The organism is Halomonas sp. PBN3 (assembly GCF_000475415.1).
Taxonomy (GTDB): Bacteria; Pseudomonadota; Gammaproteobacteria; order Pseudomonadales; family Halomonadaceae; genus Halomonas; species Halomonas shengliensis.
On record NZ_AXCA01000152.1, the window covers coordinates 14,544 to 29,497 of the forward strand.

The window sequence follows — 14,954 nt, forward strand, 5'->3', positions numbered from 1 at the left end:
GCGCCCCGCCAGCGGTCGGTGGCTTAGAAGCTGTACATCACCATGCCCTGAAGGCGAGTGGCGTCGCCATCGTCGCCACCCTTGGTCTCGCGGCTGGCCCAGCTGGCCTCGATGCCGTAGCTGATACGTTCGGCCGGCGACCAGATATAGTTCAGGTAAGCGGTCTCGAAGGTATCGTTGTAATCGACGGTGTCACCTGTTCCATCTGTGTAGTAGTCAGCATCGTCCAGATCGACAGTGGCAACATTGTAGGAGGCGTTAATGGCGCCGGGGCCGACCTTGATGCTGGCACCAAGGGTGCCGCCGGTACTCTCTACAGTTTCCATATCCCCGTTTGCATCGAGGTAGGCCGCGTGAGTAGAGCTATTCGGCGGTAAGTTCTTCGGGCTAACGTTCATGTAGCCGCCGATACCATCGCCATGGGTTACGCCGGCACGAAGTGTCACGGCCTCGGTAACATCCATGGCGGCTTCCAGAGCCACGCCCCAGCCAAAGGCGGAGTCGTCATCGACGGTGGCAGCGGTATCAGCATCGGCATCGTATTCGAGCTGGCGCAGCACCTGGTCCTCGTCATCGCCCACCAGCATCAGGCGCTGGCCGGCGGAGCAGGCCTATGTCGTCGTCCGTCGCTGGAAGGAGGGGCGCCAGAAGGCACTGTTTCCTGTCGACACCATCATCCTGGTGTCTCGGGATGATCTGCCGCTGGCCGAGCTTGTCGCCCGGCACCGCGGCAAGTAGTCCACAACCGGTCTTGAGCCAGCGGGATCGCGATCCTGGCAGCCAGGATCGCCAGGTCCCTCTGCGCGACTGGCGGCACTGCAGCCAGCAAGGGCGTCGTCAGACGCCAAGACGGCACGTTAATGCTCGCCATCGAGCCCGCTGACGACGACATTCGGGAGATCGACCACCCGATCCCAGTGGTCGAACGGTTCTATCACTGCTATCCGGGGATTAGGAGGGGTGGCGCCCCCATCAGGATTCGAACCTGAGACCTTCCCCTTAGGAGGGGGACGCTCTATCCAGCTGAGCTATAGGGGCGCTGCGGGGCAGCATTATAGGGAAACCGGCCGCGGAGGGGAACCGGTGACACCGGGCGGATGCGGGCATGAGCCCGATGCGGCTTGCGGGTAGAATGCCGGTATCACCGTTCAAGGTAGCCCGATGACCACGGCCGCGTCCCCGCTCTCCGCCCATGGCGACCGCCACTTCGATGGCCTGGCCGACAAGTTCGCCGCGAGCCTCTATGGCGGTGCGCGCGGCGAGCTGCGCCTGGCGCTGCTCGACCGCCTGCTGCCGGAGGTGCTCGACCTCGCGGGCCAGCCGGTGCTCGACGTGGGCGGCGGCCTGGGGCAGCTGGCGGCGTGGTTCGCCGGGCGCGGCCATCCGGTCACCCTCGCCGAGCCCTCCCTGGAGATGCTGGCGCATGCCCGGGAGGCGCTCCTGGCAACATCGGGTGAACGCGAGGTCACCTTCCTGCCGGTGCCGCTGCAGGCGCTGCCCGAGAAGGCCCCGGGCCCCTGGTCGCTGATCGCCTGCCATGCGGTGCTGGAGTGGCTGGGCGACCCGCGGGGTGCACTCGCCACCCTGGCCGGGCTGCTGGCGCCAGGCGGCCAGCTCTCGCTGATGGTCTTCAACCGCGACGCGCTGCGCTTCTCCAACGTGGTCAAGGGTAACCTGGAGAAGGCCCTGGCCGACCGCCTGGAGGGCAAGGGGCGGCGCCGGCGGCTGACGCCGATCTCGCCGTTGACCCATGCCCAGCTCATGGCCTGGAGCGAAGAACTGGGCCTGGAAGTGCGCAGCGTGGCCGGCGTGCGGGTCTTCCACGACTACCTGCGCCAGCCGCCGCAGAGCGACGCCGACCGTGAGCGGCTGTTCGAGCTCGAGTGGCGCTACTGCCGGGCCGAGCCCCACTGGCGGCTGGGCCGCTACCTGCTCTACACCCTGGTGCGCCCCGACGCATCGCCTTCCCCCGCCGAGGAGCCCCTGTGATGACATACCCGACCCCGCCTGCCGAGAGCCCGGTCTGCCAGCTGCTGGAACGCCAGGCCGCCGACTATCGCGGCTGGTGGTGGGTGGCGCCACCCCATGATGCCTGGCTGGCCTCGGGGCAGGGCGTGGCGGTCAGTGCCGACCTGGCGGTGCGCCAGGCGTGGCAGGCCGCCGGGCGCACGGCGCTCTCTCCCCTGGCGGCCGGGTTGCCGGCCGGTGAGGCCTCGCCACCCGGGGCGGTGCTGTTCTGGCCCAAGAGCCATGCACTGGGCGAGTGGTGGCTGCTGTGGCTCTGCGCCACCCTGCCGGAGGGCACGCCCCTGCAGCTGGTGGGAGAGAACCAGGGCGGCATCAGGCGGGTACTCAAGGTCCTGGCCGCGCTGGGGCTGGGGTGTCGCAAGCTCGACAGCGCCCGGCGCTGCTCGCTGTTCGAGACGCGTCTCGGCCGCGTGGGCATCGACCCCGAGGCGGCCTGGACCTCCTTCGAGGTCGAGCTGGACGGCGAGCGGCTGGCCCTGGCGAGCCACCCCGGGGTGTTCGGCCACGGCAAGCTGGATGACGGCACCCGGCTGCTGATCGAGACCCTGGCGGGGGAGGGAAAGTCGTCCGTCGATGTTCTCGATATGGGCTGTGGCGACGGCATCCTGGCCGCCTGGCTGGCGCGGCGCGGTGCCCGGGTGACCGCGGTGGATGTCAACGCCTTCGCGGTGGAGGCGACCCGGCGCAGCCTGGCGGCCAACGGCCTCGACGGCGAGGCCTTGCCTGGAGAAACGTTAGAGAGCGACGTCTACTCGGCGCTGGGGGGGCGCACCTTCGAGGCCATCGTCAGCAACCCGCCGTTCCACCAGGAGCGCGCCATCGACTACGGCCCCGCGGCGCGACTGATCGAAGAGGCCCCGGCGCACCTTACCCCCGGCGGCCAGCTGGTCATCGTCGCCAACGCCTTCCTGCCCTACCCGGATCGGCTGGAGCGCGCCTTCGGCGGCTTCGAGATCCTCGCCGACGACCGCCGCTTCCGGGTCTACCGGGCGGTCAGGCGCTGAAAGGGCGGCCCCTCACTGCGTCGGATCGCGGTAGTCGATCTGGGTGATGATCCAGGTGGTCTCGCCACCCGGGGCGGCCACCGTCACCTCCTCGTCAAGGGGCTTGCCGAGCAGTGCCCTGGCCAGGGGCGAGTCGACGCTGATCCAGCGCTTGTCCGGGGCGATCTCGTCGTGGCCGACGATGCGGATCCTCATCTCCTCGCCTTCCTCGTCCTCCAGGGTGACGAAGGCGCCGAAGTAGACCCTGCCGGTATCCGCCGGCAGCCGGTCCACCACCGTCAGCTCGTCGAGGCGCTTGGTCAGGTAGCGGATGCGGGCGATGACCCGGTTGAGCTCCTTCTTGTTGTAGGTGTAGTCGGCGTTCTCGGAGCGGTCGCCCAGGGCGGCGGCCTCGCCCACCTTGGCGGAGAGGGCGGGGCGCTTGACCCGCGAGAGATGGTCGAGGATGCCACGCAGCCGCTCGGCGCCCTCGGCGGTGATCAGGTGGCTCTTGGGTTCCTGGCGCGGGTCCTTGGCCGGATCGCGCCAGCGGGTCATGTTGCGGCCTTTCATGCTATTCCTCTTGATCCGGGCTATGGCGGCGAACATACGCCATGGCGGCCAGGCGGCCAAGCCGCTAGCCAATCATTCAAACGTTCGTTACATTTCAGGGCGGGAGCACAATACCAACACCCCGAAGGAGATCTGATATGCCGCGTCGTCGTCTGCTGAATACCACCATGGGCCTGGGGCTGAGCCTCGGCCTCGCTGTCCTGCCGCTGGCCGCTGCCCATGCCTGGGAGGCCCGCGTGGAGGGCATGAAGAACCACTGGGAACGCCTGATTACCGAGCAGCCCGAGGGGCAGCGCGGCGATGGCTTGAAGGCCCTCGCCGGCCAGGCCGAGCGGCTGGTGGAGGCCAACCCCGGCGAGGCGGTGCCGCTGGTGTGGCAGGGCATCATCGAGGCCTCCTGGGCCCGCGAGCGCAGCGGCCTGGGGGCGCTCTCCAGCGCCAAGCGTGCCCGGGAGGCGCTGGAGCGCGCCGTCGAGCTCGATCCCCAGGGCCATAACGGCTCCGCCTACGTCACCCTGGGCGCCCTCTACGATCGGGTGCCGGGCGGCCTGCTTGGCTTCGGCGACAGTGAGGTCGCCGAGGCGATGTTCCAGCAGGCGCTGGCGATCCGCCCCGACGGCATCGATGTGCACTTCTATTACGCCGCCTTCCTCGAGGAGGAGGGTCGCCTGGAGGCCGCCCGCGAACACGCCCGCCGTGCGCTGGAAGGGCGGGCGCGTCCTGGCCGCCAGGCCTCCGACGAGGCGCTGCGCGAGCAGGCACGCGAGATGCTCGCCCGGCTCTGACGCCGCGGCGACGGTTGGCATCCTCGTCCCGGGTCACGATAATGGGCGTCTTTGCGCCAGCGGAGGCCGCCATGAGTGACACGCCAGAGGTACCCGACCCGGCAACGGCGGCGCCCTTCACCCGCGCCGATGTGGAACTGCTGGAGCGGCGCTGCCTGCACCAGGGCTTCTTTCGGCTCGAGGAGCTGCACCTGCGCCACCGCCTGTTCGAGGGCGGCTGGAGCCAGCCCATGGTGCGCGAGGTGCACCATCGCCATGACGCCGTGGGGGTGCTGCTCTACGACCCCGAGCGCGACGCCGTGGCGCTGGTGGAGCAGTTCCGCGCCGGCGCCCTGGAGGACCCCGACTCGCCCTGGAAGCTCGAGGTGGTGGCGGGGCTCGTCGAGCGTGGCGAGAGCCCCGCCGAGGTGGCGCGCCGTGAGGCGCTGGAGGAGGCCGGCTGCGAGGTGGGCGAGCTCATCGAGCTTCACACCTACTACCCGAGCCCCGGGGCCTGCGACGAGCGGGTCACTCTCTACTGCGGCCTGATCGACAGCCAGGGCCTCGGTGGGGTGCATGGCCTCGACGAGGAGCACGAGGACATCCGCGTGCAGGTGATGCCGTTTCTGCGCGCCTGGGAACTCCTACAGGCGGGACGACTCGACAATGCCATGTGTCTGATCGCCTTCCACTGGCTGGCGGGCGAACGGGCCTCATTGCGAGCAAGGAGGTAGCGTGCCGAATCGAAGCGCCTACGTGACCGACCTGAAGGGCCTGCAGGGCGAGTGCAGCGCCAACTACCTGCGCCTGACGCGCCTGCTGGGCGACCTGGAGGCCGGCGAGACTCGCGAGGTGGAGCTGGTGAGCCACGGCCGCCGGGTGGGGGAGCTGTGCCTGAAGCTGCAGGAGCGCGCCCCCTACACCAGCATCGTGAGGGTCTCCCAGCGCGGCATCCTGGATGCCTACCTGGAGACGCCGCGCATGCGGGTGCATCTCTACCACGACGTGCGCATGGCCGAGGTCACCGATTTCCAGCGGCGCCGCCACTTCCACGGTCGCTACCGCTACCCCAACGCCCAGATGCACCAGCCCGACGAGAAGCTGCAGCTCAACCGCTTCCTCGGCGAGTGGCTGGAGCACGGCCTGGCCCATGGCCACTCCCTGGACCTGCCCGAGCTTCCCTGACTGAAGCCCTGAAGCTCTGCCCTGAAATATTGCTCTGAAGTGCTGCCCTGAAGCGTCGCCGCGAAACTGCCTCCCGGATTCGCCCTGAGCCATTGATGCCCCCGGAGTCCTGCCATGCCCCGCCTGATCCAGATCAGCGACTGTCACCTGTGTGCCGACCCTCGGGCCCGCGGCCGGCGCGGTGTTCCGCTGCGCCAGCTGGAGGCGGTGGTGGCGGCCGTCAACCATGAGCGGCCGGATCGGGTGCTGGTCACCGGGGACATCAGCAACGACGACAGCCCCGCCTCCTACGCCCTGGCCAGGCGCACCCTGGACACCCTCGAGGCCCCCTGGGAGTGGCTGCCCGGCAATCACGACGTGATCGAACCCATGGCCGCCACCCGGCCATTGCCGGCGGAGCTGACACTCGGCAACTGGCGCATCCTGCTGCTCGATACCCACCTGCCCGGCAAGCCCCATGGCGAGCTTGGCGAGGCGGCCCTGAAGGCCCTGGCCCGGCGCCTCGCCGCCGGCCCGGAGCGCCCGGTGCTGATTGCCATGCACCATCCTCCCGTGGCGGTGGGTTCGGCCTGGCTCGATGCCATCGGCCTGCACCACGCCGAGGCCCTCTGGGCGACGCTCGCCCCCTTTCCCCAGGTGAAGGCGATCCTCTGCGGCCATGCCCACCAGGCCTTCGCCACTCGCCGTGCGGTGGGGGGGCGCTCCATACCGGTCTACGGCTGCCCCTCGGTCACCGACCCCTTCCTGCCCGGCAGCGAGACCTTCGCCGTGGATCCGGTCACCCGGCCCGGCTTCCGGGTCTTCGAACTGGGGGAGGGCGAGGTCGAGACCCGGGTAGAACGCGTCGATATCTCCAAATAAGTTATAAAAAGATAGTCATTAATTCTTTTGGGTTATTATAGGCCCGGCGTTACCCTGCTGGCATCACGTACTCCACGTCATGCGAGGTAGCCGGCCATGACTCTGCTTCACGCCCCCCGACGCACGGCGTCGCTCCAGGCGAACGACGCCCCGGTCGCCGCCGATCCGCGGCGGCTGACCCACCTCAAGCAGCTCGAGGCGGAGTCGATCCATATCATCCGCGAGGTGGTCGCCGAGTTCGACAACCCGGTGATGCTCTACTCCATCGGCAAGGACTCCTCGGTGATGCTGCACCTGGCGCGCAAGGCCTTCTACCCCGGCCCGCCGCCCTTCCCGCTGCTGCACGTCAACACCACCTGGAAGTTCCGCGAGATGATCGCGTTCCGCGATGCGATGGCCGCGGAGTCCGGCATGGAGCTGATCGAGCACATCAACGAGGAGGGGCGGGCCGCCGGCATCAACCCCTTCGACCATGGCTCCAGCGGCTACACCGACGTGATGAAGACCCAGGCCCTCAAGCAGGCGCTGGACAAGTACGGCTTCGACGCCGCCTTCGGCGGGGCGCGCCGCGACGAGGAGGCCAGCCGCGCCAAGGAGCGGGTGTTCTCCTTCCGCGACAGGTTCCACCGCTGGGACCCCAAGAACCAGCGCCCGGAGCTGTGGAACCTTTACAACGCCCGGGTCAACAAGGGCGAGTCGATCCGTGCCTTCCCGCTCTCCAACTGGACCGAGCTGGACATCTGGCAGTACATCCACCTCGAAGGCATTCCCATCGTGCCGCTCTACTTCTCGGCGCCGCGTCCGGTGGTGGAGCGTGACGGCATGCTGGTGATGGTCGACGACGAGCGCCTGCCCCTCGAGGAGGGTGAGGTGCCCGAGGAGCGCTCCGTGCGCTTCCGCACCCTGGGCTGCTACCCGCTCACCGGGGCGGTGGAGTCCACCGCCGCTACCCTGCCCGAGATCATCCAGGAGATGCTGCTGACCCGCACCAGCGAGCGCAGCGGCCGCGCCATCGACCACGACCAGGCCGGCTCCATGGAGAAGAAGAAGCGCGAGGGCTATTTCTGATGTCACACCAATCGAGCCTTATTGCCGACAATATCGAGCAGTACCTGCACGAGCACGAGAACAAGGACCTGCTGCGCTTCATCACCTGCGGCAGCGTCGATGACGGCAAGTCGACCCTGATCGGCCGGCTGCTCCACGACTCCAAGATGATCTTCGACGATCAGCTCGCGGCGATCACCCAGGCCTCGAAGAAGAGCGGTACCACCGGCGAGGAGGTTGACCTGGCGCTGCTGGTCGACGGCCTGCAATCCGAGCGCGAGCAGGGCATCACCATCGACGTGGCCTACCGCTTCTTCTCCACCGACCGGCGCAAGTTCATCATCGCCGACACCCCGGGGCATGAGCAGTACACCCGCAACATGGCCACCGGCGCCTCCACGGCGAGCCTGGCGATCATCCTGATCGACGCGCGGCACGGCGTGCAGACCCAGACCCGGCGTCACAGCTTCATCGCCGACCTGCTGGGCATCCAGCACCTGGTGGTGGCGATCAACAAGATGGACCTGGTGGACTACTCCAGGGAGCGCTTCGAGGCGATCGTCGCCGAGTACCGGGAGCTCGCCGAGAAGCTCGATGCCCGCGATATCCGCTTCGTGCCGATCTCGGCGCTGGAGGGTGACAACGTGGTCAACCGCAGCGAGCGAACCCCCTGGTACGAGGGGCCGGCGCTGCTCGAGCTGCTGGAGACGGTGGAGGTGAGCCGCGACCGCAACCTCACCGACCTGCGCCTGCCGGTGCAATACGTCAACCGGCCGGACCTCGACTTCCGCGGCTATGCCGGCACCCTGGAGGCGGGCCTGCTGCGGCCCGGCCAGGCGATCAAGGTGTTGCCCTCGGGCCAGCGCTCCCGGGTCGAGCGCATCGTCACCTGGGACGGCGACCTGGAGGAGGCCTTCCCCGGCCAGGCGATCACCGTGACCCTGAGTGATGAGATCGATATCTCCCGTGGCGACTGGATCGTCGCCGACGACGCCGAGGTGGCGCTCTCCCATGCCTTCGAGGCGGACATCGTGTGGATGCACGAGACGCCGCTGGTGCCGGGGCGCCAGGTCGACATCCGCCTGGCCGGCCGCTCGGTGGCGGGGCAGGTGAGCGCCATCGACTACCAGGTGGACGTCAACAGCCTCGCGCAACATCCGGCCGAGCGCCTCGAGCTCAACGCTATCGCCCGCTGCCGGGTCGAGCTCACCGCCGAGATACCGCTGGACGAGTATGCGACTAGCCCCGGCACCGGCAGCTTCATCGTCATCGACCGGCTCTCCAACGTCACCCTGGGGGCGGGCATGATCCGCAGCGTGGTCGAGGGCGACGCGCCGCGTGTCGGCGAGGTGGACTGGGCCGGCTTTGAGGTCGAGCTCAACGCCCTGGTGCGCAAGTACTTCCCGCACTGGGAAGCCAAGGACATTCGCGAGCTGTTGAAATAATCTCAGCCCCGAGCTACTGCACCTGAGTAGCAGGAGCTCGGGGCTGTTCCGTCGACAAGCCTGCGAGGAGGCGCTGTGAACCCCTCCATGGGCGCTACCGATGCCCTGCTGCGCTTCTCGCGTCCCGCTCCGCTTGCAGGTCCGGTGCTGGCCATCCATGGCCAGCCCGTTCGGAGCAGTGCTCCTCACCCCTGGCATAGGACCTCCTCTTCGGCTTGTCCCCGGCGCCCCTCGCTGTGCTGTTGCAAGGTGCGGAGTACGGAAACCGGCTCTGTTAGGCTGTGTCCAATGCCTCATCGCCTTCGGAGCCGCCTTCGATGCTCGTGATCGCCGTCATCCTGCTGCTGGCTATCTTCCTGTTGCCCAATGTCTGGGCCCGCTGGGTGCTCAGGCGTCACGCCCGTGGCCGCGACGACTATCCCGGCACCGGGGCGGAGCTGGCCGATCACCTGCTGCGCCGGCTGGGCATCGAGGGGGTCAGGGTGGAGCGCACCGACCAGGGTGACCACTACGACCCCGAGGCGCAACGGGTGCGGCTCTCGCCGTCGGTGCATGACGGGCGCTCGCTCACCGCGGTGACGGTGGCGGCCCACGAGGTGGGGCATGCCATCCAGCATCACAACGGCTATGCGCCGCTGCTGGCGCGTTCACGTCTGGTCGCGGTGGCGCAGAAGGCCGAGAGGCTCGGTGCCCTCTTGATGATGGCCGCCCCCTTCCTGTTCCTCCTCACCCGCCTGCCCGGCGGGCTGGCCATCGTGGTGGCGGCGGCGGTGGTGAGCTTCGGCACCGCCGCCCTGGTGCACCTGGTGACCCTGCCGGTGGAGTTCGACGCCAGCTTCCAGCGCGCCCTGCCGCTGCTCAAGGAGTACATCCCGCCCTACGACATGCCTGGCGCCCGCCATGTGCTCACCGCCTGCGCCTTCACCTATGTGGCGGCGTCGCTGGCCAGCATCCTCAACCTGGGCCGCTGGCTGGTGATCCTGCGACGTTGACACTCCTTCCTTTCGGGTATTATGAGGTGTTACTTGGGTGGAACATAAACGGAGATAGCGTATGCGAGTCCGTTTGCTGACGATCGGAAACTCGAGAATGGTTTTGCTTCCTGCCACCATCTTGGACGAGTTGGGAATACGCGATGAAGCAGAGGTATGTTGGGACGGAACTCGTCTTGTAGTGGAGCCGGTCAAGCAACTGCGCAGACACTGGTTCGATGGCTATTGCGTTACAGGAGAAGAGGAGGCTTATGAGGGCTCGACCTCAGTCGATGAAGATGAGTGGCAGTGGTAGTCTTTGAGTTGATTTGCGCTGGCGAGGCTGTATGCCAACCCTGCTGAGGGATGGTCCTTATCGTTTCTTCTTCTATAGCGATGAAGGCGATCCTCGAGAACCTGCTCATGTGCACGTTGCTGCCGGTGAGCAGGTAGCGAAGTTCTGGCTGGAGCCCGTTGAATTACAATCGAGCAAGCGCTTGCGTGCCCATGAGATTAACCAGTTACGAAAGCTGGTGGAGCGGCACCGAGATGAGTTCCTGGAGGCATGGTATGCACACTTTGAACCTTGAGTCCGAACCGATTGCCGTCGACGTGAGATTCACCGCGGATGCCTTCCACGTCACACTGGAAGATGGTCGGGAGCTGTCTATCCCTCTGGCCTGGTTCCCTCGACTGCTGCATGGCACACCCGAGCAGCGTGTGCAGTGGGAGTTGATCGGACGGGGCGAGGGGCTGCATTGGGAAGCCCTGGATGAAGACATCTCCGTGGCTGGGCTGCTCGCCGGGCGTGGTGACCAGACACGACGTAGCAAGCCGGCCGCATGAGTATCAGAAAATCTCACGGTGAGCTTTTTGACCGGGAGATTAAGTACTAACCCGCCCGATTGGCGATGACCACCGCGCGGCGCGGGGCGGGATAGCCCTCGCGGGTCCGCGTCGGGTCCGCGGGGTCGAGGAAGTCGGCCAGGGACTGGAAGGTCATCCACTCGGTGGCGCGCTGCTCGTCCGTCGTGGTCACCGCCTCGTCCACCACCCGCACGTTGTCGAACCCGCAGCGCGCGAGCCACCCGCAGAGGGCGGCGGAGGAGGGCAGGAAGTAGACGTTGGGCATGGCGGCGTAGCGCTCCCCCGGCAGCAGTACCGTGCACTCGTCGCCCTCCACCACCAAGGTCTCCAGCACCAGCTCGCCGCCGGGGCGCAGGGCGTCCCTGAGCTGCAGCAGGTGCTCCAGGGGGGAGGGGCGATGGTAGAGCACCCCCATGGAGAACACCGTGTCGAAGCAGCCGAGCCCCTCTGGCACCGCCTCGATGCCCACCGGCAGGAAGTGGGTGCGATGGCCGTCGGCGTCGCCGACGAAGTGGCGCACCGCCCGGAACTGCCAGAAGAAGCGCGGCGAGGGGTCGATCACCAACACGAAGGCGGCACCCGCCCCGGCCATGCGCCAGCCGTGGTAGCCGCTGCCGCCCCCCACGTCCAGCACCCGCCGGCCGGCGAGCGGCGCCAGGTGCGGCGCGACGCGCTGCCACTTCCAGTCGGAGCGCCATTCGCTGTCGATATGGATGCCGGCAAGCGAGAAGGGCCCCTTGCGCCAGGGGGCGAGCTTGGCGAGCAGGTTCCCGGCCTGGCGGCGCCGGCTGTCGGAGAGCGTGACCTCGACGCTGACGGTGTCGGCGTCCAGCCGCACCCGGCGTTCGTCCGGCAGCGGGGGCAGCTTGGCCACCGCCTTCTCCCAGGCGGGCAGGTCGCCGAAGCGCCTGCGGTCGAGGCCGCTGGCGAGCTGCTCGGGGAGTCGGGCCAGCCAGGTCTCCAGGCCCTGGTCGAGGAAGGCGCGGTAGAGGTCGCGGTGTTCGGCGGGGATCGGCATGGCTCAGGCCTCCCGCGGCGTCGACGGGGCGCCCTCGAAGGCGGCGTCCTTGAACGCCTCACTCTTGAAGGCGACGACGGAGGCGAAGTTGAGCAGCTGGCACCAGGTGTGGCTGCGCGAGAAGCCGGCCCGGGCCAGGCGCGCATGGTGTTCGGCCAGGGTGTCGGGCACCAGCACGTTCTCCAGCGCCGTGCGCTTCTGGCTGATCTCCAGATCGCTGTAGCCGTTGGCGCGCTTGAAGTCGTGGTAGCGCTCCACCAGCCAGGCGTTCTCCTGCTCGTCCTCCGCGCGGATCTTCTCGGAGAGCACCAGCACGCCACCGGGTTCCAGCGCCGCGAAGAGCCGCGTCATCAGCGCCTCGCGGTCCTCCGGGGGCAGGAACTGCAGGGTGAAGTTGAGCACGATCATGCCCGCGGGGGCGTACTCCAGGGTGCGGATGTCGCCCTCGATCACCTCCATGGCATGCCCGGGACACTCGGCGGCCAGTGTCTCCCGGGCGCGGGCGACCATCGCCGGCGAGAGGTCCACGCCGGTGTAGCGGAAGGCATCGGGGCTCAGCCGGCCGGCCAGGGCCAGGCCGCCGGCGCCCAGCGAGCAGCCCAGGTCGTAGACCCGGGCGCCGTGGCGCAGGTGTCGGGCGGCGATCAGCCCCAGCATGCCGAGTATCTGGCCGTAGCCCGGCACCGAGCGCCGGATCATGTCGGGGAAGCAGGCGACGACTCGCTCGTCGAAGGAGAAGCGCGCCACCCGGTCGAGGGGTGTCGAAAAGATCGCGTCACGGTAAGATGCGTCACTCATCGTCGAGCCAGTCATGCAGGGAAATCCGTCATTCTACGTCGGGAAACAGGGCGGTGCACGGTAGCCCGTACCGCGGCGTCCAAGGAGGAACCATGATCGACCAGACCCCCGCCTGGCAGGTAGTGAAGGACCATGCCGAGACCCTGAAGCGTCACCATCTGCGCGAGCTGTTCGCGGCCGAAGCCGATCGCCAGCCGCGCTTCACCCGCCGTGCCGCGGGCCTGACCCTCGACCTCTCCAAGCAGCGCTGGTCCGCCGAGACCCTCGCGCACCTGCTGGCGCTGGCCGAGGCGGCCGAGGTGCCGGACGCGATCCGTCGACTGCTCGACGGTGAGCGGGTCAATGTCAGCGAGGACCGCCCGGCGCTGCACACCGCCCTGCGCCTGCCCGCCGATGCCTCGCTGGTGGTGGAGGGCGAGGATCTGGTGCCGGGGGTGCACCGCACCCTGGACCGCATGGCCACCATGGTCGAGCGCTTCCACGCCGGCCAGTGGCGCGGGGCCACCGGCAAGGCGATCACCGACGTGGTCAACCTGGGGGTCGGCGGCTCGGACCTGGGGCCGGTGATGGTGACCCACGCCCTGGCCGACTATCGTCCACGGGAGGTCCACCCGGTCGAGGTGCACTTCGCCTCCACCATGGACGGTTCCCAGCTGGCCGACTACCTGCGCCGCTTGAGCCCCGAGACCACGCTGTTCGTGCTGTCGTCGAAGTCCTTCACCACCATCGACACCCTCTCCAACGCCAGCACCGCCCGCGACTGGCTGATGGCGCGCCTGGGCGGGGAGGAGGGCGTCGACGCCGAGCTGGTGATGCGCCAGCACTTCATCGGCGTCTCGGCGAGCCGCGGCAAGATGGCCGAGTGGGGCATCGCCGAGGCCCATCAGCTGGAGTTCTGGGAGTGGGTCGGCGGGCGCTACTCGCTGTGGGGCGCCATCGGCCTGCCCATCGCCCTGGTGGTGGGCATGGCGAACTTCCGGGCGCTGCTGGCCGGGGCCCACGCCATGGACGTCCACTTCCGCGAGGCGCCGCTTGCCGACAACCTGCCGGTGCTGCTGGCGCTGGCGGGGATCTGGAACGTCAACTTCCTGGATATCCGCGCCCACTCCATCCTGCCCTACGATGGCCGCCTGGAGTACTTCGCCGCCTACCTCGAGCAGCTGGAGATGGAGTCCAACGGCAAGTCGGTGACCCATGACGGCCGCGAGGTGGGCTACGCCACCTGCCCGGTGCTGTGGGGGCAGCTCGGTCCCAATGCCCAGCACGCCTTCTACCAGCTGCTCCACCAGGGCACCCAGGCGGTGGAGTGCGACTTCATCGCCCCGCTGCGGCGCTATGACGATGTCGAGGACCTCGCCACCCGCACCCACCTCAAGGGGCAGCACCGCCTGACGCTGGCCAACTGCTTCGCCCAGTCGCGGGTGCTGATGCTTGGCGACGATGCCATTCCCGACGATGGCCCGCGCCCCGGCCACAAGCGCTATCGCGGCAACCAGCCCTCCACCACCCTGCTGCTCGACGCCCTCACCCCGGCCACCCTGGGGGCGCTGATCGCGCTCTACGAGCACAAGGTGTTCGTCCAGGCGACCGTTTGGGGCATCAATCCCTTCGACCAGTGGGGCGTCGAGCTCGGCAAGAAGATCGCCGGCGAGACCCAGCGCATCCTCGAGAGCCACCAGGGCGTGGAGGCCATGGATGCCTCCACCCGGGCGCTGATTGAGGCGGCCTGGGCGGCCGAGGAGGAGACAGAGGTGTGATGCTGGCTATGCATACAGGTGATGCGGTATGCTGAGCGCGCCATGGCGGACGCCACCGGCCAGCGGCGTGCTCTACCTGCACGGCTTCAACAGCGGGGCCGACTCGCCCAAGGGCGTGCTGGTGCGCCAGGCCTGCGCGGCCCTGTCGCTGCCCTGTCTCACGCCGCAGCTGCCGCACCGTCCGCGTGAGGCGCTGGCGCTGGCCGAGGCGCGCCTGGCCGAGCTGGGGGAGCGCCCGCTGGTGGCGGGCAGCTCCATGGGCGGCTTCCTGGCTACCTGCCTGGCCGAACGCCACGGCCTTCCGGCCGCGGTGATCAACCCGGCGGTGCGGCCGGCGGACCTGGTGGCCGAGTGGGTGGGGGAGCGCTTCGCGAACGACTATACCGGCGAGCGCTTCACCATCGAGGCGCATCACCTGGCCGAGCTCGCGGCACTGACGCCGGAGCGGCTCACCGCGCCCGAGCGCTACCTGCTGCTGCTGGGCAGCGCCGACGAGGTGCTCGACCCTGGGCACGCCTTCCGGCTCTATCGCGGCGCCCGCACCCTGCTGCACCCCGGTGCCGACCACGCCTTCACGGTGCTCGCGCGGCACCTGCCGGCGCTGCTCGCACACGGCGGCCACGCCCTGCCGGCGGCCTGACAGGCAAGCCAACACAA

Annotated in this window: 17 protein-coding genes and 1 tRNA gene; 13 read left to right on the forward strand and 5 right to left on the reverse strand. The window is 68.5% G+C overall.

Features of this window, described 5'->3' with window-relative positions; translation table 11 throughout:
- Window positions 1-23: 23 nt before the first annotated feature.
- Together Q673_RS25825 and Q673_RS25830 are read right to left on the reverse strand one after the other, a co-directional pair.
- Window positions 24-587, reverse strand: a complete 564-nt coding sequence (locus Q673_RS25825) for a hypothetical protein (protein ID WP_023005577.1) — start codon at window positions 585-587, stop codon at window positions 24-26.
- A 374-nt stretch (window positions 588-961) separates the two neighbouring features.
- Window positions 962-1,038, reverse strand: a tRNA-Arg gene (locus Q673_RS25830).
- 123 nt (window positions 1,039-1,161) lie between these two features.
- On the opposite strand from Q673_RS25830, the gene Q673_RS25835 reads away from it, so the two are divergent.
- On the forward strand, window positions 1,162-1,989 hold the full coding sequence (locus Q673_RS25835) for a methyltransferase domain-containing protein (RefSeq protein ID WP_023005578.1): 828 nt from the start codon (window positions 1,162-1,164) through the stop codon (window positions 1,987-1,989).
- Complete coding sequence (locus tag Q673_RS25840) at window positions 1,989-3,032, forward strand: methyltransferase (protein WP_023005579.1); 1,044 nt, start codon at window positions 1,989-1,991, stop codon at window positions 3,030-3,032. Before Q673_RS25835 ends, Q673_RS25840 begins: the two co-directional genes overlap by 1 nt.
- Before the next feature lie 12 nt (window positions 3,033-3,044).
- Here the strand turns inward: Q673_RS25840 and greB are convergent, their stop codons facing one another.
- Complete coding sequence (greB, locus tag Q673_RS25845) at window positions 3,045-3,584, reverse strand: transcription elongation factor GreB (protein WP_023005580.1); 540 nt, start codon at window positions 3,582-3,584, stop codon at window positions 3,045-3,047.
- Between the two features lie 137 nt (window positions 3,585-3,721).
- Here greB and Q673_RS25850 point away from each other — a divergent pair, with 137 nt between their 5' ends.
- The 9 genes from Q673_RS25850 (at window position 3,722) to Q673_RS25885 (ending at window position 10,703) form a co-directional block, all read left to right on the forward strand.
- The gene (locus tag Q673_RS25850; RefSeq protein WP_023005581.1) at window positions 3,722-4,369 is read left to right on the forward strand and encodes a tetratricopeptide repeat protein; all 648 of its coding nucleotides are present in this window, start codon (window positions 3,722-3,724) and stop codon (window positions 4,367-4,369) included.
- 71 nt (window positions 4,370-4,440) lie between these two features.
- On the forward strand, window positions 4,441-5,082 hold the full coding sequence (locus Q673_RS25855) for an NUDIX domain-containing protein (protein ID WP_023005582.1): 642 nt from the start codon (window positions 4,441-4,443) through the stop codon (window positions 5,080-5,082).
- 1 nt (window position 5,083) lies between these two features.
- Window positions 5,084-5,533 carry a DUF1249 domain-containing protein gene (locus tag Q673_RS25860; protein WP_023005583.1) on the forward strand — a complete coding sequence of 150 codons (450 nt, stop codon included), beginning with the start codon at window positions 5,084-5,086 and terminating at the stop codon, window positions 5,531-5,533.
- Between the two features lie 114 nt (window positions 5,534-5,647).
- Window positions 5,648-6,394 carry a phosphodiesterase gene (locus tag Q673_RS25865; protein WP_023005584.1) on the forward strand — a complete coding sequence of 249 codons (747 nt, stop codon included), beginning with the start codon at window positions 5,648-5,650 and terminating at the stop codon, window positions 6,392-6,394.
- A 96-nt stretch (window positions 6,395-6,490) separates the two neighbouring features.
- Window positions 6,491-7,462, forward strand: a complete 972-nt coding sequence (gene cysD / locus Q673_RS25870) for a sulfate adenylyltransferase subunit CysD (RefSeq protein WP_023005585.1) — start codon at window positions 6,491-6,493, stop codon at window positions 7,460-7,462.
- Window positions 7,462-8,886: a sulfate adenylyltransferase subunit CysN gene (gene cysN, locus Q673_RS25875; RefSeq protein WP_023005586.1), complete on the forward strand. Its 1,425-nt coding sequence runs from the start codon at window positions 7,462-7,464 to the stop codon at window positions 8,884-8,886. Before cysD ends, cysN begins: the two co-directional genes overlap by 1 nt.
- A 317-nt stretch (window positions 8,887-9,203) precedes the next feature.
- Window positions 9,204-9,878 carry a zinc metallopeptidase gene (locus Q673_RS25880; protein WP_023005587.1) on the forward strand — a complete coding sequence of 225 codons (675 nt, stop codon included), beginning with the start codon at window positions 9,204-9,206 and terminating at the stop codon, window positions 9,876-9,878.
- A gap of 326 nt (window positions 9,879-10,204) precedes the next feature.
- Complete coding sequence (locus Q673_RS35975; protein ID WP_081712007.1) at window positions 10,205-10,447, forward strand: DUF4160 domain-containing protein; 243 nt, start codon at window positions 10,205-10,207, stop codon at window positions 10,445-10,447.
- A complete protein-coding gene (locus Q673_RS25885; protein WP_023005588.1) occupies window positions 10,428-10,703 on the forward strand; it encodes a DUF2442 domain-containing protein in 276 nt (91 codons plus the stop codon). Before Q673_RS35975 ends, Q673_RS25885 begins: the two co-directional genes overlap by 20 nt.
- A 46-nt stretch (window positions 10,704-10,749) precedes the next feature.
- Here Q673_RS25885 and cmoB read toward each other — a convergent pair whose 3' ends face one another.
- The gene (gene cmoB, locus Q673_RS25890) at window positions 10,750-11,742 is read right to left on the reverse strand and encodes a tRNA 5-methoxyuridine(34)/uridine 5-oxyacetic acid(34) synthase CmoB (protein WP_023005589.1); all 993 of its coding nucleotides are present in this window, start codon (window positions 11,740-11,742) and stop codon (window positions 10,750-10,752) included.
- 3 nt (window positions 11,743-11,745) lie between these two features.
- Window positions 11,746-12,540, reverse strand: coding sequence for a carboxy-S-adenosyl-L-methionine synthase CmoA (gene cmoA / locus Q673_RS25895; protein ID WP_023005590.1), 795 nt, complete (start codon window positions 12,538-12,540; stop codon window positions 11,746-11,748).
- 92 nt (window positions 12,541-12,632) lie between these two features.
- Here cmoA and pgi point away from each other — a divergent pair, with 92 nt between their 5' ends.
- Window positions 12,633-14,297: a glucose-6-phosphate isomerase gene (pgi, locus tag Q673_RS25900; RefSeq protein ID WP_023005591.1), complete on the forward strand. Its 1,665-nt coding sequence runs from the start codon at window positions 12,633-12,635 to the stop codon at window positions 14,295-14,297.
- Between the two features lie 28 nt (window positions 14,298-14,325).
- Window positions 14,326-14,937 carry a YqiA/YcfP family alpha/beta fold hydrolase gene (locus Q673_RS25905; RefSeq protein WP_023005592.1) on the forward strand — a complete coding sequence of 204 codons (612 nt, stop codon included), beginning with the start codon at window positions 14,326-14,328 and terminating at the stop codon, window positions 14,935-14,937.
- The last annotated feature ends 17 nt before the right edge of the window (window positions 14,938-14,954 follow it).